At 42.8% G+C, this 20,870-nt stretch carries 14 protein-coding genes and 2 tRNA genes; 5 read left to right on the forward strand and 11 right to left on the reverse strand.

The features are described 5' to 3' along the window. Window positions 1-182 precede the first annotated feature (182 nt). Window positions 183-259: transfer RNA gene (locus tag I2I33_RS18445), tRNA-Asp, on the reverse strand. Between the two features lie 19 nt (window positions 260-278). After that, window positions 279-352 (reverse strand) — tRNA-Asp (locus I2I33_RS18450). 299 nt (window positions 353-651) lie between these two features. Here I2I33_RS18450 and gcvH point away from each other — a divergent pair. Together gcvH and glmM are read left to right on the forward strand one after the other, a co-directional pair. Beyond that, window positions 652-1,026 (forward strand): glycine cleavage system protein GcvH, encoded by a 375-nt coding sequence (gcvH, locus tag I2I33_RS18455; RefSeq protein ID WP_087422705.1) that lies wholly within the window; start codon window positions 652-654, stop codon window positions 1,024-1,026. A gap of 131 nt (window positions 1,027-1,157) precedes the next feature. Continuing rightward, window positions 1,158-2,540 (forward strand): phosphoglucosamine mutase, encoded by a 1,383-nt coding sequence (glmM, locus tag I2I33_RS18460; protein ID WP_087422704.1) that lies wholly within the window; start codon window positions 1,158-1,160, stop codon window positions 2,538-2,540. A gap of 58 nt (window positions 2,541-2,598) precedes the next feature. Here the strand turns inward: glmM and I2I33_RS18465 are convergent, their stop codons facing one another. The 8 genes from I2I33_RS18465 to I2I33_RS18500 form a co-directional block, all read right to left on the reverse strand. Next, complete coding sequence (locus tag I2I33_RS18465; protein WP_087422703.1) at window positions 2,599-3,543, reverse strand: hypothetical protein; 945 nt, start codon at window positions 3,541-3,543, stop codon at window positions 2,599-2,601. Between the two features lie 11 nt (window positions 3,544-3,554). Then, entirely contained in the window at window positions 3,555-5,054 is a 1,500-nt protein-coding gene (locus tag I2I33_RS18470; protein WP_087422702.1) for a RagB/SusD family nutrient uptake outer membrane protein, read from the reverse strand. 19 nt (window positions 5,055-5,073) lie between these two features. Further along, a complete protein-coding gene (locus I2I33_RS18475; RefSeq protein ID WP_087422701.1) occupies window positions 5,074-8,508 on the reverse strand; it encodes a SusC/RagA family TonB-linked outer membrane protein in 3,435 nt (1,144 codons plus the stop codon). Window positions 8,509-8,525: 17 nt separating this feature from the next. Then, window positions 8,526-9,557: a hypothetical protein gene (locus I2I33_RS18480; protein ID WP_087422700.1), complete on the reverse strand. Its 1,032-nt coding sequence runs from the start codon at window positions 9,555-9,557 to the stop codon at window positions 8,526-8,528. A gap of 75 nt (window positions 9,558-9,632) precedes the next feature. Next, window positions 9,633-13,277 carry a SusC/RagA family TonB-linked outer membrane protein gene (locus I2I33_RS18485; protein WP_162613880.1) on the reverse strand — a complete coding sequence of 1,215 codons (3,645 nt, stop codon included), beginning with the start codon at window positions 13,275-13,277 and terminating at the stop codon, window positions 9,633-9,635. A 120-nt stretch (window positions 13,278-13,397) separates the two neighbouring features. Then, window positions 13,398-14,531 (reverse strand): FecR family protein, encoded by a 1,134-nt coding sequence (locus I2I33_RS18490; RefSeq protein ID WP_087422698.1) that lies wholly within the window; start codon window positions 14,529-14,531, stop codon window positions 13,398-13,400. Beyond that, window positions 14,512-14,766, reverse strand: a complete 255-nt coding sequence (locus I2I33_RS18495; protein ID WP_140402631.1) for a hypothetical protein — start codon at window positions 14,764-14,766, stop codon at window positions 14,512-14,514. The genes I2I33_RS18490 and I2I33_RS18495 overlap by 20 nt, the downstream gene beginning before the upstream one ends. 144 nt (window positions 14,767-14,910) lie before the next feature. Next, entirely contained in the window at window positions 14,911-15,486 is a 576-nt protein-coding gene (locus tag I2I33_RS18500) for an RNA polymerase sigma factor (protein WP_087422697.1), read from the reverse strand. 168 nt (window positions 15,487-15,654) lie between these two features. On the opposite strand from I2I33_RS18500, the gene I2I33_RS18505 reads away from it, so the two are divergent. Genes I2I33_RS18505 through I2I33_RS18515 form a run of 3 tightly spaced genes read left to right on the forward strand, consistent with a single transcriptional unit; the run spans window position 15,655 to window position 19,542 of the window. Then, window positions 15,655-17,019 carry a TlpA family protein disulfide reductase gene (locus tag I2I33_RS18505; RefSeq protein ID WP_087422696.1) on the forward strand — a complete coding sequence of 455 codons (1,365 nt, stop codon included), beginning with the start codon at window positions 15,655-15,657 and terminating at the stop codon, window positions 17,017-17,019. Window positions 17,020-17,048: 29 nt separating this feature from the next. After that, window positions 17,049-18,128 carry a TlpA family protein disulfide reductase gene (locus I2I33_RS18510; RefSeq protein ID WP_087422695.1) on the forward strand — a complete coding sequence of 360 codons (1,080 nt, stop codon included), beginning with the start codon at window positions 17,049-17,051 and terminating at the stop codon, window positions 18,126-18,128. A 19-nt stretch (window positions 18,129-18,147) separates the two neighbouring features. Continuing rightward, window positions 18,148-19,542, forward strand: a complete 1,395-nt coding sequence (locus I2I33_RS18515) for a TlpA family protein disulfide reductase (protein WP_162613879.1) — start codon at window positions 18,148-18,150, stop codon at window positions 19,540-19,542. 32 nt (window positions 19,543-19,574) lie between these two features. Here the strand turns inward: I2I33_RS18515 and I2I33_RS18520 are convergent, their stop codons facing one another. Further along, window positions 19,575-20,753 carry a class I SAM-dependent rRNA methyltransferase gene (locus I2I33_RS18520; protein WP_087422693.1) on the reverse strand — a complete coding sequence of 393 codons (1,179 nt, stop codon included), beginning with the start codon at window positions 20,751-20,753 and terminating at the stop codon, window positions 19,575-19,577. Window positions 20,754-20,870: the final 117 nt, after the last annotated feature.

Below are 20,870 nucleotides of genomic sequence, written 5' to 3' on the forward strand. Positions count from 1 at the left end.
AGATTATTTTATTGAACTATTTATAATTTTGCATGCATGAGAAAAGAAGGAAAATACACACTTTTTGAAACACTATCAACACTATCCTCGATTGGATAGGATAGTGTATCTGCCCGATATGTGCTTTAAAAAGAATGGAAATAAAAAAAGAGTTCCGAATATTTACTCGAAACTCTTTTTCTTGGCGGTCTGGACGGGACTCGAACCCGCGACCCCATGCGTGACAGGCATGTATTCTAACCAGCTGAACTACCAGACCAAAGTATTTTCAAAAAAGGCGGTTCGGACGGGACTCGAACCCGCGACCCCATGCGTGACAGGCATGTATTCTAACCAGCTGAACTACCGAACCTTTTTTGCATCGAACAACCGCTGTTGTTCTCAATTGCGGTGCAAAGATAGATAGTTTTTCTTATTATGCAATATTTCTAGATCGAAAAAATGGAAAAAATTGCGTTTTTCTTACGAAGAAAAATATTCTTGAGCGCCCGAAAACAAAGGGGTGCGGATGATTTGTATTGAGGATGAACGGGTTATTAATAAAAGTAATAAAGTGTAGGCTAAAATTTCAATTAACAGTTTTGGAGTTTAAATTTTTCCTTATATTTGTGCCACATAATAGTTGTCAAATTTAATTTAACTTATAAGATAATGAACGTACCTGCAGAATTAAAGTACACTAAAGAACACGAATGGATTCGTGTTGAGGGTGAGGAAGCATATGTTGGTATCACTGACTATGCACAAAGTCAATTAGGTGACATCGTGTTTGTTGAGGTTGAGACCGAAGGTGACAACCTGGAGGCTGGAGATACTTTCGGTAGTATCGAGGCTGTAAAAACTGTTTCTGATTTGTATATGCCGATTTCCGGAGAGGTATTGGAATTCAACTCAGAACTGGAAGATCAACCTGACTTGGTAAACAAAGATCCTTATGGAAAAGGTTGGATTATCAAGGTAAAAGTTGAAGACGAAGCACAATTAGACGGATTGTTAAGCGCTGACGCTTACAAGGCATCTATCTAATTTTATTGATAAAGGGGACTGTACGTGTTATCTCGATAAGGGGTAACGGATACAGTCCCTTTATTTTATTTCATGGTTGCAAAATTGAATGATCGTCATTTTCAATTTTCAATTTTCAATTCTCAATTGTTATGACATTAATAAAATCTATATCCGGTATCCGGGGAACTGTCGGTGGACGTCCGGGTGATAACCTAACTCCCTTGGATATTGTTAAATTTGTTTCGGCTTACGCTACTTGGTTGAAGACCGGGGCCGGGAAAACAAGAGCTAAAATCGTGTTAGGTCGGGATGCCCGTATTTCCGGGGAGATGTATGCTAAATTAGTGGAGGCTACTTTGTCCGGTCTGGGGCATGACGTGGTGAATATCGGTTTGGCAACTACCCCGACCACGGAGATTGCCGTTACTGCTGAACAGGCTGACGGAGGAATTATTCTAACGGCCAGCCATAACCCGAAACAGTGGAATGCTTTAAAATTATTAAATAACCGGGGGGAATTCCTCTCTGCCGAGGATGGTGCAAAAGTCCTTCAGATGGCAGAGCAGGAGTCATTTGAATATGCGGAAGTGGACGAATTGGGTTCGATTACCCACAAGGATTACACGGATTATCATATTCAGCACGTGTTGGATCTAAAACTCGTGAACCGGGAAGCTATTGCCAAGGCGAATTTGAAAGTTGTCGTGGATGCGGTGAATTCCGTGGGAGGAACCGTGATTCCCGCTTTGCTGAAAGCTTTAGGTGTAAGAGAGGTGGTCGAGTTGAATTGCGAGCCCACGGGACGCTTTGCTCATAACCCGGAACCCATTCCGGAGAACTTGACCCAGATTTCAGAGAAGATCAAGGAGTGTGGGGCAGACTTGGGTATTGTGGTTGACCCGGATGTTGACCGTCTGGCATTAGTTTGCGAGAACGGTGAGATGTTCGTGGAAGAGTACACGCTGGTAGCGGTTGCTGACTACGTGTTGAAACATACACCGGGAAATACTGTTTCTAATCTTTCTTCTTCCCGTGCTTTGCGGGACGTAACGTTGGCTCACGGGCAACAATACAATGCCGCAGCCGTGGGGGAGGTGAACGTGGTGACTAAGATGAAAGAGACCAACACGGTGATTGGCGGTGAAGGAAACGGTGGAGTCATCTATCCGGAAAGCCATTACGGGCGTGATGCTTTGGTGGGAGTCGGTTTATTCCTTTCTCATTTTGTGGCAGAAGGAAAGAGTATGACCGCTTTAAAAGCAACTTACCCGCAATATTTTATCTCGAAGAATAAGTTAACACTTTCTCCCGATATGGATGTCGATAAGATATTGGAGGGATTGAAAAAGAAATATGCCTCGGAAGAAATTACCGATATTGATGGTGTGAAAATTGATTTCAAGGACGGGTGGGTACACCTGCGGAAATCCAACACCGAACCGATTATCCGGATTTATTCCGAATCAAAAGACGAGGTAGCCGCTAATCAATTGGCAGAAGACGTTATAAAAGTTGCGAAGAGCTTGTATTGATGGATAAAAAAGGAGCCTTTTGCAAGGCTCCTTTTTCGTTCTATTCTTTTCTCTTGAATTATAGTGTGATACCATGTTTTGCAAATGTTTCTAATAAATGATCACACTTCTTCTTAATCGGTGGATAATTTGTGTAAAGCGGGTTTGTATATAATTCCTCTCTTGTTTGTGTAAATATAAATTCTAAGAAAGAATAAAAATCATCGTCTTTGTCTGGTGCCGTCCAATAAAATGGTTCCCAGAAATACCAGTATGTGCCGTATTCTAAGAAACCTAATTGGTACAAGTCTTTTTCTTGATACCATCTATTCTTGCTGGAATAAGGATCTGTAACACCTTCTTGTGCAGATTGTTCTGATATAAGAGAATAGGCTCCGAATGTATTGATGATATTTTCATGATCTATTTTAGCGATAACATCATCTAGAGGGTTCATCAAAAATTGAATGAATGTTCGATTTATTGCAAGTTTCAATCTTTTCCTGTATTGAGGATTTTTTATTCGTTGGGCAAAATCTTTATCCACGTGGGGGAGAGTGATGTGGTCAACACCTCTTACCATGTATCCTCTTTGAAAATCAAACCCGCCATCACTGATTGTATCCCAAAGTGGGACGTAGTTGTCTTGCGTGTATAGCATACCTGCCATTAGGATTTTAGATGGGAATAGATGTTTCTTAACTTCATCCGTATATAAATCAAAAAAGTCCTCTTTTAAGAATTGTACAGCAGCACGAATTCCTTCTTCATCTGCTTCTTCACGAACATCATATTTTGCGTTAGACGTGAATTGGTAATTTATATCTGGATTGGAAAACTTATATAATACGTAAGTTCCATATTTATTATTCCATTCTACGATTTGATCATCAAAATCATGATTTCCTTGGGGAAGATCGAATCGATTTTCTTTTTTCTCGGAGATTACTACATCGTCTTCGTCATTACAAGAAAAGAGAAACAATGCACACAGTGCTAATATGTATAGATTTATTTTTTTCATAACTATCTATTTTAATTTAGAGCTGGATTACTTTCTTTATGTACCTGCATGATGGGTAATACCCATTTGGGGGTAGCTGTTCCAATTTCTACCGTGTATTCATCTCCGGTATTTGGAGATTCGTCAATATCGTGAGAAAAGGATTGCATTCCGTAACGTCGTAAATCGAACCAGCGATTTCCTTCAAAGCATAATTCCCGTCGACGTTCTGCCTTACACTCTTCGATAAGTTTGTCAGCATTGTGATTGAACGTACTGCTTGTCCAGGTTTGTGACGAATAGTTCTTGATACGTTTTTCTCTTAATGTATTCAAGTCGGAGATTGCCTTGTCCAAATATTCGCTCTGTCCTTTTTTAGCCATATGTGCGTAGGCTTCCGCTCTGTTTAAATAAGCTTCACTTAGACGTAAACATGCTCCGAATTCGAGATCGGTAGCGAATTTAGATGATTTTTCTCGCCCATTACGAGGACTAAGATAGCTTTTTAAGCGTTGATCGTCATTAGCGTAGCTATTTAATAATTCGTCTGATGCCATAAAACAATCAGAGCTGTAAATTGATTGTACCATACAATGTTCTGAATCTTCTGCATAAAAGAATAAGATTTCCGGATTATCCAGGGTAAATGGATGAGGAAAATCTAGACCATCTGTATTTGCCGGATAAGTTACTGTTGTAATATCAAAAAGGTAAAGATTTCCTCCCGGAATGGAAAATATCGCGTTAGCATGTTCAGCAGCTTTTTCCCAATTTTCCATGAAAAGGTAGTAACGGCTTGCTAATAAATGTGCTGTTCGGGTTCCGACACGAAATTTGGTTCCAACGGAACTAACTTCTGTCAATAGGTTAATACCCTTTTCAATATCATTAATAATGCTATTGTATACTTCAGCAACCGTACTACGTGAAACTGAATTTTGGTTAATAGCACTACTTAATTTTAACGGAATTCCGGCAGATTGTCCTTGAGGTGCATTAGGAGTATTATATGGGTAAGCGTAAAGATTTATGAGGTTAAAATAATAAAATGAACGTAATACAAGAGCTTCCCCCTCGACCCTTTTTTTCATGCTCTCCTCTCCATCAACCTCATTAATCATGTCAATAACGACATTACAACCGGCAATCATTTTGTAAAAGGTTGCGTATGAATCTACTTCAATGGATGTAATGCCGCTAGTTGGGTTGGGGAGATTGTTGAAATCTTCAAACATCTTTTCATTGCTTTCGGCAGAACGTCCACCCCATAAATATAAAGGGCTGTATTTCGTAACAATAGGATTTGCGTTACTGGATGTGATGTATTGGGTTACGTCATCATCTAGTAAATCCAGATATGGCATTAAGGAGAGATCTCGTCGGGGATATCCTTCGTATGCCAATAATTGATCCAAATCTTCTATTGTTGAGGGAATAACTTCGTCTTGTGATGACTCTTTAAGAAAGTCACTACAAGAGCATAGACTGATTGTAGCTAAGAGTATAATGCTTTTCTGTATAATATTTTTCATGGTAATTGAATTTTAAAATTTAGAAACCAAGACTTATACTTAACGAGAATTTGCGTTGGCGATCAACGACCGGAATGATTGTTGTTGCATCTGTACTCAAGGTCTCAGGGTCTTGTTTGCCAAGTCCTTTACTCTTGATGACAAAGGGGTCTGTAACAGTTAATGCAAATGTCAAGTTGGAAAGTCTTATCTGATCCAGAATATCTCGGGGTAAGGCATATGTTAGACAAATGTTGTTACACCTCAAGTGATTAGCTTTGACAACTCGTAGATCTGATAAATTATACATCTGGTAACGGTAGATTTCCCCGTTATTACTTAAACTAAGTGAATTGTCCGGAAGATAATTTGCCAGATTCTCGTCAGAAGATAATATTGCCGGTATATTCGTGTATTTTTCATCACCCGGTTGTCTCCACCGTTTATTGAGTTCTTTACTTGCATTTTTCTCTGGGTCGGGAATACGTAATTGTCCGATACCTCCACTTGTTGCTTGACTTCTCATGAAAGGGTTCAGGCGTTTGTGATGTCCTAGTTGGAAATTGAAAGATGCTGATAACGTGAATTGTTTGTATCTGAAAGACGTGGATAACCCTCCGCTAAATACAGGATCTTTGACACCACTGTATATCATGTAGTCGAGTAGTGTTCCCGATTCAACCCTTGTTTTAGTTCCGGGAGTTTGGTCTATAATGGCGAATTTAGGTACACCTTGATCAGACAAGCCAATATACGGGAATGACCAGAAACTATTCAAAGCAAAACCATCAATAATGACACTTCCATTTGTAATTTTTTCGAGGGTTGCATTGTCTTCGTTATCTTTTACCTCGTTACGGTTAAAGCCGGAAGTTGCATTGATACTCCATCTCATATCCTTCGTTTGTATGGGGATAACAGTCAATGAAACATCGTAACCCTTATTAATGATAGAGCCGTTGTTGATTGCCATGTTGGGAGTTCCGTTTTCTATCGGAATGTTTACGTATGTGATTGCATCTACTGTTTTTTTGTAATAAAAATCAATACTTCCGTATATCCGGTCGTTTAGTATGGAAAGTTCAATCCCTCCGTTAAAGCTTTTGGTTTTTTCCCATTTTAAATCTTTATTCGGGAGATTTTTAATAGATAGAAATTGATCTCCGGTTAATATATCCGGTGCAATATTGAAATTTGTAATTAAGTAAGGACTAATATCCGGAGCTTTCCCTTGAGAACCGTAGGATGCTTTCAAGGTCAAGTTGGATAACCAACCGAACTGACGCATGAAATTTTCTTCGCTTACATTCCATCTGACTCCGGCTGATAGCACGGGGTTAAAACGATTATTGGTGTTTTGTCCGAATTTATTGGATGCGTCTTGTCTAAAACTAAAAGATAACGTGTACTTGCTTGCATAAGAATAGCCTAATGTGGCGTAAAAAGACATATAATTTTCAATTTGGTCTGTAAGTGTAGTCGAATGACGATCATTATATGCCGGAACGTTAGCGGTTTCCCTGTAATTACAGTCTTTATAAATACTTAGAACGTAATATTTGTTTGCTTGTTGACTATAATTATAATCCACGCTTTTGCCTCGATTGGGCATATATCCATATTCAACTCCACTTTGACCGATGTAGCTATTTCCCCTGACCTCATGACCTAATGCTACATTAAGAGCATGGTCACCTTCTCTATCAAGAAGTTTTCCATAGTTAAGTTGATTACGAACCGTGTAGCTTTGTTGGTTAGTTGAATTGTAGTTTAAAATCCCGCCATAAGGTAACACGGATGCCAAGGTTAACCATGAATCGGATTCTCCGGTTACAAGCTCTCCATAATTGGCTCCTCGGATTTTTGAAACAGCATAAGAATGGTCATCTGCCCAAACATTAGCTTCTGAACTATTTCTTGTAAATGCGGTAGTTAATTCATATTTGATTTCTGGTGTAATATTCCAGATCAAATTACCTGTGATTTGGAATTTAGTATTCTTATTCTCGTTTCCGGTATGTTCGAGTTCATTTAAGAAATTATAGCGAATATCTCTTTGGATCGCGGAGCCATCATCTAATTGAAAATAGGCTTTTGCTTCATTAATGGAGTACCATTCGTCCGGTCCTAAAATTCTACTGGTATTCAGTGCATAATCTTCCGGGTTAACTCCCGTGTAGTAAGCGTTCGTCTCGGATTGACTGGCAGAGAATTGGAATTTAGTACGTAAATTATCCCGTAGTTTTGCATCCACGCTGAAATTTATCGTTTTATTACTTTGGTCATTACCTTTATAGCTGCTCAATGATTTATTGAAACCCACGGAACCATAGAAATTGAGTTTATCATTTCCACCGCTTAGACTTAATGAATAATTCTGACTGACGGCATTACGAGCGAGAAGTTTAAACCAGTCTGTGTTTTGTTTTTCCATACGGGTTACTTTCTCGTTGAATTCTTCCATGGAAATCTCTTTGTTTATCAATTGAAGATAAGCTCCTTCGTAGCCTACATTTTGAGGGAATTGGCTAAAAGGAACTCCGGATTCCACAATTTCTTTAGATAAAGCAATACGGTCAGCAGAATTCATCCGGTCTGTCTGTCCATACGTTCTTCTGGGCGTTAGGGAAATATCCGTTCTGAAGTTAACGTTAATTCTTCCGTTCGTGTTGGAGCCTCTTTTGGTCGTGATCACGATCACCCCGTTGGCTGCTTTTACCCCGTAAATAGCCGTGGCCGACGCGTCCTTCAGGAACGTGATGCTTTCAATGTCGTCCGGGTTGAGGCCGGAAATACTGCTCCCGGAAATACTTGCCATAGAGCTACTGAGGTCTCCGGAACTAAGAATGTCATTTAACTGCGCCCCGGCAAAGGGGAGAGGATCTTCTTGAATGATACCGTCAATAACCCATACCGGGGAGGCATTTCCGATGACAGTGGAAGTTCCGCGAACTCTCACTTGAGGGGATGTTCCGATCATTCCCGAGGGAATCGTGATGCTCACTCCGGGGACAACTCCTTGTAGTGCGGCATCAATACTGGTCACTCCGGCAACACGTATATCATCGCCTTTCACCGTGAATGTCGAGCCGACAACTTCATGTTTTTTCAACGTTTGATACCCGGTAACGACAACTTCTTCCAAAGCCTTGGTATCTTCTTTCAAGGTGATTTTGTAAGGAACCTGTTTGGCATTAACAATTACCTCTTGTGATTTCATTCCCACGAATGAAAAGATAAGCGTGCTACCTTCCGGTACAGTGATCGTAAATTTTCCGTCATTGTCGGAAAGAACCCCCACGCCTTTTTGTCCTTTCACGGTAACGGTAACAGAAGGGAGCGTGCTACCGGTTTCGTCATATATTGTTCCCGTTACTTTTATTTCTTTATTTTGTGCGAACACGTTGTTCGACAAGGCGAACAACAGGATAAATAATATCCGGGTTACGGATGGTTTTATATATGTGAGTTTCATTTGAACTTTCGTTTAAATTAATAAAGGTATTTGGGTGAAGCCTTAACTTCCAAAGTAATGTATCCGTCCTTACCGGGTACTAATTCTTTGACACGGAAAACAGCTTTGTTCGTATCATAGAGGTCTCTGTCAGGCCATTGACTAAATCTTTGTAAGTTAATGACATAAATACCTTCCCATGTCGGGTGTGTACTTTCTACTATGCTGACTCCATGCGTAATGTCCGTCGTGTATTTATATACATCGATGTAAGTTTGAGATGCCGAGATACTAGCTTGAATAAATCCAAGTTTATTTTGTGCGTAACTTCCTTCTGTAATGGCTGCATTTAAAGTTGGGATTCTGTAAGGAGCCATGATATCATATTGATTCATGATAAAACCCCAACTGGCAGACGTATTATGCGTTCCGAGTAAGGGATATAAGCGTTGCTCACGGTAATATGTTTCCACTTCATCTTCTTCTCCATAGAAATAGCACAATTCGATCTCCATAAGTTCTTCCATGCTCATTTGTTGAACTTGTTCTAGGGTGAAAACCTCTCCGGTACAAAATTTAAGAAAATGGCCATGTTCCGTGTTGCCTTGCGCCCCTAAGGTGACTGTATAGGATTTTAATTCATCGGCAACCAAGATGGTAATGGTTTTATTAATCAACTGTTTCGGTTGGTTATTGTCTTTACACACCACTTGAAAATTGTACGTTTGGTAATGTGATCCCTCTTCCGGCAGGTAATCATTTGCCCGAAACGAATAAGAATACTGGCTCTTGTTGTGTAACTCGGTCGAATCCATCGTCAGCGGGAAACCTTTTAAATATGTTCCGGCATTATCCTTGACGTACACTTCTTGGATGAATCCTTGATTCGCGATAAAGTCGATGTCAATTTTGATCTCTTCTCCGGGGGCGATAACAATTGAATCTTTTTCCACCCCGTTTAATTTCACAACGAGACTCGGGCGAGGGGGTAGCTCGTGGAGTTCTTTGACGCATCCTTGGCAGAATGTCAAGAAGAGGCAAATGATTAACAGATAGTTTCTTGTTCTCATAAAATTGGTTTTAAGGTTTAATGATTGGTCTGATAATTTTTCTGTCATTAAATTGATTTTGGTTTATATTATTGTTTAAAAAATAAATTCTGCACTGATTGAATAATTCTGTTGTCGTTTCATCGTCGGGGTGTACGAATCTGCATTCATGCTCATCACTTCGGGATCTTGATCTCCCAAACGACGATTCTTGATGATAAACGGGTTAGTTACCGTTATACCCAAGTTTATTTCTGTGATACGAGGAATTCTCGTTTGATAATTTAACGAGATCCGGTTGCAGCGTAAATGACTGGCGGACACCACCCGCTCCGTACTCCGGTTATATAGTGAATAACGATACACGGCGTCATAATTTCCAAGACTCAACGAATTGTCCGGTAAATACTGGGATACATCTTCATCCCGTGTGGATAGTGCGGGAATACGAGTGTGTGTTTCGTCTCCCGGCTGTTGCCAGCGGGTCAGTAGTTCCGTGGAGGCGTTCATGTCGGCTCCCGGAATGGACAACATTCCATTATTGGAACTTGTGATAAACGGGTTAAGACGCTTGTAGTGTCCCAGTTGATAATTGAACATGGCGTTCAGCGTGAAACGTTTATAACGTACGGTTGTACTGATACCACCTGAAACACGGGGTTCACTATCCCCGCTGTACACGAGGTAATCGAGCAAAGAACCGGACACCTTCTGCATTTCGCCCCCGACTTGATCCATGACGGCAAATAGCGGGGCCCCGTTTTTAGGCGATAGCCCGATGAAGGGAATCGACCAGAAACCTGATACCGGAAACCCGTCCAGTGCGGCGTTCCCGTTCGTGAAACGCTCTAAGGCAGGCTCATCCGTGTAGCTCCTTTTTAAAATGTCTTTCATATAGGCAGCCGTGAAATTGACTGTCCAACTCCAATCACGTGTGGAGAGTGGTGATAACTTGACCTGTAATTCATATCCCTCGCTATCGATGGCACCGCTGTTAATGTACATTTTGCGGAACCCGTTCTCAATCGGGATCTCTTTTTCCACCACGATGTCAGAGGTCTCTTTCTTGTAATAATCGAATGAAATCTCCATGTTATTCTGAAATAGCGATAAATCAATCCCGACATTCCAAGATAATGTCTTTTCCCATTTCAAATTTGGATTGGGAAGTTGTTCCAATTGCAGGTAACTCTCGTTTGTGATCGGGTCACTTGGCACGTGACTGACAAGTGTTTTCGGTGACACGTTGGCTACCACGTTTCCCTGTTTTCCGTAAGAAACCCGTAACGTGCTTGCGTTCAACCACGGTTTGGCCGGGTACCACTTTTCTTGGTGCATATCCCAGCGAACACCGGTGGACCAGACGGGATAGAAACGATTGTTCGTGTGTTCTCCGAAACGGTTGGATGCGTCGTTTCTGACATTGATACAGATCGTGTAACGACTGTCGTACGTGTAACCAATCGTGCCATACTCGGAGAACGTGTTTTCCACCCGGTCAACGAGCGTCATATCATGCTCGGTTTGGGATATATCGGATGATTCGACAAGTCCAATTCCGGGGAATTGCTCCTGTACTTGTTGAAACTTATCTGACGGGGAACGGTAATCGTGTAATAATGTGTTCCTTTTCCCTCGTGCGTAACCCCATTCAATCCCTTGTTTCCCGTCGTATTTATTTTTCCGGGTTTCGACACCGAGTGTGGCGGTTACCGAATGGAATGTTTCTTCTCCCCATGTTTTCCGGAAATTGATTTGCCCCTTCACGGTAAGAGAACGGCGGGTGTTTCGTGTATAATCCAATATACCGCCTGTTGGGAGTGGGCTGATGTATTCCATGAGATTCTGTATCTCTTCGGAAAGGGTGGCGTTATAGTCGCATCCCCGGAGTTGGGCGACATTCCAAGATTGTGCGTCTGCCCACAACTGGCTGTCGTTCGTCCCTTGCGAGTACGCGGGTGTAACCGATATATTCAGATAGGGCAGGAGATTCCATGTGAATTGTGCATTTAGATTAACTTCTGAAGTTTTATTATCGTTTCCCGTGTGTCGTAATTCATGTAGCATATTGAAGTGAACACGATTTCTGACGGATTGATATGTTCCGTTTTTTCGATATGATAGTAAAGTAGCCTTACCTTTCGTGTAAAACTGATCGCTGGTAATCGTGCGACTGGTTGTCAGGGCATATTGTTCCGGGTTAATTCCCGTGTAATAGCCGGAAGTTGTGATGTGATACCCGGAGAGGTTTACTGCGATTTTGAATTTCGGGGACGAGTTGTAATTAAAATTCAACATCCCGGTAAAGGTTTCCCGGTCATTCCCGACGTATGCGCTGTTTTCCTTCCGGTACCCGAAAGATGAGTAGTAAGCCATCCCGTCCTTCCCCGAGTTGAAACTGACGTGGTAATTCTGGCTGATGGCAGTTCTGCCTAGTGCTTTAAACCAGTCGGTGTTTGTTTGCTCCAGTCGGGTAACTTCCTCGTTAAATTCAGTGTAAGAAATCTCTTTATTGATCATTTTCAAGTAGGCGGCCTCGTACCCGATTTCTTCCGGAAAACTGGGTATGGGGATGCCTGCCTCGATCATTTCTTTTGACAATTCGACCCGTTGTGCCGAGTTCATTACCTTGGCATTGTGATATGTGGGTACCGGGCTAAACGTGATGTCACTTCGGAATCTCACGCCCGGTCGAGTGGAATGGCCTTGTTTCGTGGTGATGACAATCACCCCGTTGGAGGCCCGGATCCCGTAGATGGCCGTGGCAGAAACATCCTTTAACAGTGTGATGCTGGCAATGTCATCCACGTTTATTCCCGACAAGTTGTTGCCCATGATGCTGGAACGTGCCGAGTTGCTGAGATCGTTCTCATTTAACAGGTCGTAAAGTGTATTCCGGTCAAAAGGCCAGATGTTTTCCCGGATGATTCCGTCCACTACGATCAGTGGTTCCGGGTTACCGATAATCGTTGAAGTTCCCCTCACTTTCATGCGTCCCGTGGACCCGATGTTTCCGGACGGGATCATGATTTCCAATCCGTTCAATGCTCCTTGGAAGGCGGCCTCCAAGGAGGTTGCTCCCGGAGTGCGAATGTCTTTGGCGTTAACCGTGGAAGTCGCCCCGGTCATTTCGTTTTTGGCGATGACTTGGTAACCGTTCACGATGACATCTTCTACCTCTGAAACATCCGTCAGTAGGGTAATTGTGTATGAATTATCTTGCGTGATCGGGGTGTAGCAGGTCTTTTTTCCCACGTAACTCGTGATGAGTATCGTGTTTTCTCCTTCCGGAATCCGGATTGAGAATTGTCCGTTTTTGTCTGAAATGGTACCTCGGCTACTTCCTTTTACTAGAATGGTGGCCGAGGGGAGTATGATTCCGTCTTCGTCTCGGATGACTCCTTTTATGGTGCGCATCGCGGGAAGGGGAACCGTGTTTTTTTTCGTGATAATGATGGTTTGATTATAGATGTGGAAATCTAACGGGAGTCCTTGCAGGCAGAAGGCCAGGACTTCCTGCAATTCCGTTTCGTCAAAATGAACGGATTGGCGGCTGTCGATTTCTTTTACATCTTTCATCTGGTACATCATGTCATATTTGGTCTTTTTCTTGATCTTTTTCAACACCTCTTCCAGCGTGGCGTTATTCATGTGAATGCTGATTTTTTGAGCCCATGCTTCCCTTGAAGTCCCTAACAGGACCACAAAAATTGTCAAGAGAATGAATTTTCTAGCACCCATCACCATCGTTTATTAGGAAAACACTAAATTATTTCATAGCTTTGTAATGGTTTTAAGGTTAATTTATTGGTTAATATTTTAATCTGTTATAATTGAGGGATGGTGTCAACATTCCTCAATTTATTTATATACCCGGATTTCGTTTCCGTCCTTTTTGAACTTAACACCCGTGGCCATGTGAATAATTTTCAAAATGTCTTCATATCCTTTGTCGCGTTGAATAGAGATAAAGCATTTTATATCTTGTAATTCCGGGTCATCGAAGGTAACGTTTAGGGCGAAACTTCTCCCGATAATGGTCATGATGCTGCCTAGATTGACATCCTCGAATGTAAATTCACCTCTTCGCCAAGCTGTTTGCTCTTCCACGTCAACGGAATCTATTTGTAACACACCTTCCCGTGGTTGGAAACGGGCTTGTAGTCCGGGTGTCAGCACGGTTGTGTGTGTGGTTGTGTCTGTTTGTGAATGACAGGTGACGGCAACTTTCCCGGTCAACAAGGTGGTAGACACCACGGGATCTTCGGGATAAGCTGTCATGTTAAATGTGGTTCCAAGTACTCTGACATCCATTGATTTACTTTTTACAATAAAGGGGATGTCGGAATGTGTCACATCAAAATAACCTTCCCCGGAGAGTTCAACGACTCGGGCGTTTTTCTCGAATACGGACGGGAAGACCAGCGTGCTACCTGCGTTCAGATGGACATTTGTTCCGTCACTTAGCTGGAGCGAGTACTCTGTGCCTTCCGGAACGACCAGTTTGTTGGGAGTTGAGGAAAGGAATTCTTTCTCATGTTGAAATGAAACTTTTCCTTCATCTGTGTTGATGATTCTCAGACCGTTATAGTCCATTTGTATTTGCTGATTTAATTCAACCTGTTTGCCGTCATCGAGTACGAGATAGGCGCTTTGTGCCAGCAATCGGGATGGAGTGTCTCTTGTTCCGGCATTTTGGTAAAAATAGTAACCTACACCCAGTATCATGAGGCAAGCCACAGCTGCCGCGTATTTGTAGAACACCGGTAACCGTCGTGTGGGACGGGTGGCGGTGATGAATTTGTTCAATGCTTTTTCCGTGTCGAAACTATCGTGTCGTTTTATATTTTCATGTAGCCGTGCGGGTATTCCCACTTCCTCTCGGAGCCGGGGAGAATCGGGAGCCACTTGTTCCCAGTTCCCATCCGATAGCGCCTGTTCTATTTGACGGGCGATCCTTCGGGCTTTTTTTATTTTATCTTCGACTTTTTTCATCTCTATTGATTTTGTTATTAAAACAACTCATGTCGGGAAAGTGTCTAAAGAAAAATGATATTTTTTTATTTTTTCGTGTTTTTGTTTCATCCGGACGTGTGCCGGAGGTTTGGGATAAATAGAGGTAAAGTTTGGGATACACTGGCGTGTGGGGTGCTTGTTGAGTGACTGTTGGGCGGTTGTTAGGCGCTGTCGCCGCCTTATTGCCGCCTTGTCGCCCGCATATCGCCGCCATTTTAAGAGAGTTTAAGCAAATGTAACATACAACTATGGTACGGTAGTTTGGGTAATCCTATTTCTACGGGTTTGTAATTGAAATTAAATAGGTTAGTTTATCTCCAAATGTTCCCTTGTACAAGGGATACGTGTTGAATTGGGGTTAATTATTTTGTTGTAGGAAAAGTACGAGTAGCGTATATAGTTCCGGGGAAACCATTTTTTTCAATAGCGATATACCCCGTTGTTTTTGTGATCTGACCGTACTGGAAGAGGCTCCGGTCAGGGTGGAAATCTCGGTGCTGTTGTAACCTTGCATCACGAGTTCCATGATTTTGGCACACTCGCCCGGAAGGTGGCGGATGTAGTCTGATAATAAACTGATAATTTCACTCTCGACAATCGTGTCCCATGTCTGCTCGTCGGTTTCTTCTTGGACGAGATTTTGAGCGTGTTCGAGTACGATGTTATGATGCTTGATGTAGTTCAGGCAACCGTTACGGGCAGAGAGGTAAAGGTAGGATTTTAGTGCAAGATAATTCTCGAAATAGTTCTCTTTTTCCCATAACCGGATGAACACGTCTTGGGCGACATCTTCGGCAACATCCGTGTCTTTCAGAATTTTGCTGGAATAGTAGGCAATATCCTGAAAATATTCCCGGAATAGTTGTTTGAATGCCTCGTGATCACGGGCGTTCAGTTTGTTTAAGAATGTTATGTCTGTTTCAGATGATTTCATACCACTGCAAACTTATAGATTTTTAGTCGATCTTGTATGAATTGTTATTGAAAAAATGTGGTTAGGGGTTGATTTATTATTTTTTGATTGTTTTAGACACTTTCACTGGGTAAATTGTTTTTACGATATGATTGAATAAATCAACCTTAAAACCAAATTGATTTTTTTATGAAGAAAGTATTGTTTTGTATTGTATGTTTGAACATGGCCTTGCTGTGTTTCGGGCAACCGGTGAAAATAAAACTGGTGGCGGAGCGGGAGGCTTTTGTTTTGTTCGGGGACGAGCGTTATGATTTGAAAAAAGGTGAAACCCGTTGGATTACCTTGGAGGGTGAGAATATGTATGGAAAAAGGTTATGGTCTAACGAGGAGTGTTTCTTATTTCTTGAGGCCGGGGATTCATTGGAAGTCGTTTTACATGAAAACAACGAGCTGGAATTGAAGGATGACGGAAGTGTGTGTGCGGCCCGGAATAACTGGTTACGGAAAGCGGATTTGTTGAAACAGCGATTGAAGTATGCCCGGTTAATCCCGCAAATGTTACCCAAGGAGTACGAGGGGCTGAATTTGGAAAGAGTTTGTGATTCTATGAATGTTTGGTTGGCTACTTATTTGAAAGAATATCCGGCCGATCGGAAGAATTTCGAGAAGGTGATGCGGACGGAGTTCAAATACTACCGTTTGTTGGAAGAAAATGGTATTAAGTCTTCAAAGACAACTTTCCAAGAGTTTCCCGGAGAGGTTCTGGCCCAGTTTGCCGAAGTGATCCCGGATGCGAAAGATGACCGGGTGGTTTATTCTCCTTCCTACTGGCGGATGGTTGAAGTGTACGTGGATTATTTACGGATCGAGGATCCCGGTAAATTACAGGGAAAGGGGGACCGGATATACGAGAACGAGGTGAAGTTGGCAAAGTATTTTCCGAAAGGAGCGGTGAGGGATAAAATAGCTTACACGAATTTGGATAATATCCTTTATTGGGTGCGGCCGGATGGTCGGGGTGATTTTGATAAATGCGTGGAACGATTGGCTCCTCGTTATGCCGGTGTGTTACGGGAAAAATTGATTAAGCAGGATGCTGACCGGAAGGATCGGAAATTGGTGCCGGAGAATTTGTATCCCTCGTTGTCGGGAGAGACCGTGAACGGGGAGCGGGTGGATTTGTCTTCTTTCAAGGGGGCGTGGATTTTACTGGATGTGTGGGCCACCTGGTGCGGGCCGTGTTGTAATGAAATACCTTTTTTGGCAGAGATGGAAAAACGCTTGCAAGGGCGAAATATAGAATTCGTGTCCTTGTCCGTGGATAAGTTGGCCGATCGGGAAAAATGGGTAAAAATGGTGCGGGAGAAAGAGATGAAGGGGGTACAGTTGCGACTGACAGGTAAGAAAAGCGAGTTGAACGAGATGTTGTGTATCAGCGGAATACCGCATTTTGCGATTATAAATCCTGCCGGAGAACTGGTGTGGAACGGTTTACCCGGCGTTTCTTACGGGTTGATATACCGGATTCTGAAAGAGGTTCCGGTGAGATAAAGTGTAAATATATTTTTAATTGATTTTTCATGAAACTTATTATATTTTTATTAGGGTGTTTGGGATGTCTGTTTACGGGATGTTCCGATCCTACCTATCGTTTAACTGTTTCTATCTATGGAAACGGAAGTTTACCGGGAGACACGGTTTACCTGTATCGCTTTAATGAGCAGGCATTGGAATTTGAAAAAGGGGATTCCGCTATATTGGATGACCGTCAGCAGGTTTGTTTTACCGGGGAATACACGGGACCGGAGTACGTGGGTGTGGGTGTTAAGGAGAAGGCGGTGTCGAAGTTTTTCATGTTGGATTCCACGGAAGTGTTTGCCTATAATGTTTTATTACACGAGGAGCCTAATTTCTTTAATCCTTCCGGGTATAAACTTACAAAGAAGTATATGATCGTGGAGGGGGGACGTGAATCGGCTATTCTGGATTATTATCAGGGGATGGAGCGGTTGACATTGATTCCTTTGCGATACGTGAATAATGATACGTTTAAAAATGACGTGATTATGGATATGCTGGTAAAGTTCCCGAATTCGAAAGCGATGTTGATGATTTTGGATAGTGCGAGAAAACGTTTTTCGATGGATCAGCTGGGAGAGGCTTTACATTTGTTTGATGCTCCGGAACTGGTGGGACATCCCTTGTACAAGGATTTGGTGGCCTACCGGGAGTCGGTGATAAAAACGGCCGAGGGGCAGGTGATTCCTGATTTCTCACTACCTTCTTTGAACGGGGAAGAAGTAGCGATTAGTTCTTTCCGGGGAAAATATGTGTTGTTGGATTTTTGGGCATCATGGTGTGGCCCTTGTATCGGGGAGATGTCAAACGTGCATAAAGCTTATGATTTGTTGCATGATAAGGGATTGGAGGTTGTCTCGGTTTCCACGGACAGGAAGGAGTCCGACTGGCGAAATGCCGTGAAGGAGAAACAGATGGAACATTTCGTGAATTTACGGGATACGAAAGGGGTGCTACACGAGATATTTAGTCGGGATGCGATTCCTTTCATCCTGTTACTCGATCCGCAAGGTCGGATCGTGGCGAAAGAGTTGCGGGGAGAGGATATTTACAAGGTGGCGATCGAAAGTATAAATAAGTAATTGATTAACGATGAGTGCTATGAATATATTGAAATATAGTCTGCTGTGGGGGGTACTGATCTGTACGATGGCGGCGAGAGGACAAAAAATTGAAATTCTCCATGAGGGAGAAGAACCGGTATGGTTGTCGGAACTGCATCAGTTTGTCTGGGATAAGGTGATTCCTTTACATTTTAAAGCGGGGAAAGCCGTGTACGAGGTACATCATGCTCCGAAAGTGTTTCGCTTGGCAACCGAGTTGGGGTATTCGTCGTGGTTTTTTGTCGGGGATAAAGATCATGTTACGGTGACCGTGTTGAATACGGATCCTTTGAATATTAAGGTAGAAGGTGATATTGCTGGTACGTATTTTTATGAACTGGAGAATGTCAGCCGGGAATACACGAGGGGTAAATTGGAGATGACAAGTGATTACATGAAGGCGTGGTTGGATAAGGATGCTACTTTGATGAGGGAGGTGAATCAACAATTGGAGCGATTAAAGATGAACCGGGATTCAGCATACATGGACGTGGTGAACCGTATGATGGAAAAAGGGCGTTTGGAGGAAGTGTTGGTGAAAGCAAATATGCCGTTGATGCTGAAGAGAATGATCGTGCAGAACTTGGAAAAGGAAGGGAAATTTTCAGGCAGGTTGATGGAAGAGTTGGATTTGTACACGAAAATGTATACTCCGGATTACGTGTATTATTTTTATTATTACCCGTACGTGTGGCGGGAACAGATTAACTCGTTAGATTCGGGTGAAGAGAAAGGAGGACGATTGATGAACGAGGTGTACCGGATTATGAACCAGGAGTTTTATAACACGGTATGTAATCGGTTGGGAGAGGGCATGACCCGGGAGAAGTTGATTGATTATGCGGGAAGTGTCTCTGACTTCGATTATTGCATTGGGTTGCATATGGAACTGGACGAGCAAATGAAGCGGGATACCGCATTGAATAAGTTTTCAGAGCGTATGGAAAGAATGTACATGACGAGAGCGGGAAAGGTGATGGGGAATTTTTCTTCGAAAACATCGGAAGGTAGGAAGGTGAGTTTGGCAGATTACCGGGGAAAGTACGTGTTACTTGATTTTTGGGCTTCGTGGTGTGGGCCTTGTAGGGGATTGTTGCCGACAATAAAGAAGTTGTACGAAAAGTATCATGCTACCGGGAAGTTTGATATTTTGGGGGTTTCCAAAGATGCGGATCGGGCAAAATGGTTGAAAGCGTTGGAAGAGGAAGGAATGGCGTGGAATAATATCTTGGCAAAAGAGGCTAGTTTGGAAGATCCGTCTCAATTTGAGTCCGTGACAGGATTACCGCAGATGGTGGTGGTAGATCCGGAGGGAAATATCGTGTTGAGTGTTAGTGGAGCAAATAATATAGACCAGGTGATCAAAACGTTGGAAAGTGTGTTAGGGAAGTAGAAATAACGGAGTGCCAGTTAGCACTCCGTTATTTATTCCACGTACAATACTAATCCTTTTAAATATTCTCCTTCTGGGTGATAGATGCTGATTGGGTGATCGGCTGGCTGCGTGAGTTGGTGCAGGATTTTGACTTTCCTACCCGTGTTGGCTGCCGCAGTGAAGACCGTTTGGCGGAAGAGGTCCTTCGTCATAACCTGTGAACAGGAGAAGGTGAAGATTAACCCACCGGGTTTTACAACCTCGATTCCCTTACGGTTCAGCTTTTTGTATCCTTGAATGGCATTGTCCAGCACGTTTTGGTGTTTGGCAAACGCGGGAGGATCAAGGATGATCAAGTCATATTTGTTGTGTGATTTATCAAGGAATTTGAAAGCGTCTTCCACGAATGCCTCGTGACGTGTGTCGCCGGGGAAGTTGAGTTCCACATTTTGGTTGGTTAGCTCGATGGCTCTGGCCGAGGCATCCACCGAATGTACGAGTTTTGCCCCACCTCGCATGGCGTAGAATGAAAAACCACCCGTGTAACAGAACATATTGAGAACATTCTTGTCGTGGGCGTATTGTTCGAGCAAACGTCGATTTTCCCGTTGATCGACAAAGAATCCGGTCTTTTGACCTTCCAGCCAGTCCACGTTGAATTTTAACCCGTTTTCGATGGCCGTGAAGTTGTCTGTGTGACCGTACAGGTAGTCATTCTTGGGGTTAAGTCCAGCCTTAAAAGGAAGGGTTCCTTCCGACTTGTCGTATATGGCAATGAGTTTATCCCCCATGACTTCCAACAGGGCTTTCGTGATCTCTTCCCGAGCTTTATACATTCCCACGGAATGGAATTGCACGACGGCAACCCCCGCGTAATAGTCAATAACAAGTCCGGAAAGATCGTCACCTTCCCCGTGAACGAGGCGGTACACGTTGTTGTTCGGGTTGGTCGCCAAACCGATGGCTACACGTGTCAGATAGGCCTGTCGGATGCGCTCCACCCAGAAGTTATAGTCAATTTCTTCTTCCTTGAACGTGAGTACACGCACGGCGATACTCCCGATCTGGTAGTGGCCCGTGGCGAGATATTCGTCGTCACTGTTATACACTTGAACGACGTCGCCTTCCTGCACGTCTCCCTTGATTTTGGCTATTGCCCCCGAGAAGACCCACGGGTGCAGTCTGTATAAAGACCTTTCTTTACCGGCTTTTAGAACTATTTTGCTCATACTTATTCGTGTCGCGATGCGACGTTACTGGTTACAAGTTTACAAGTTACAAGTTTGTCTGTGACTTGACGGGGCAAAAGTAGATAAAAAAGCGGTAAAAAAATACCGGGAATGCTA

This window comes from Butyricimonas sp. BSD2780061689_150309_C8 (assembly GCF_015560935.1).
In the GTDB taxonomy this organism is placed as follows: Bacteria; Bacteroidota; Bacteroidia; order Bacteroidales; family Marinifilaceae; genus Butyricimonas; species Butyricimonas paravirosa.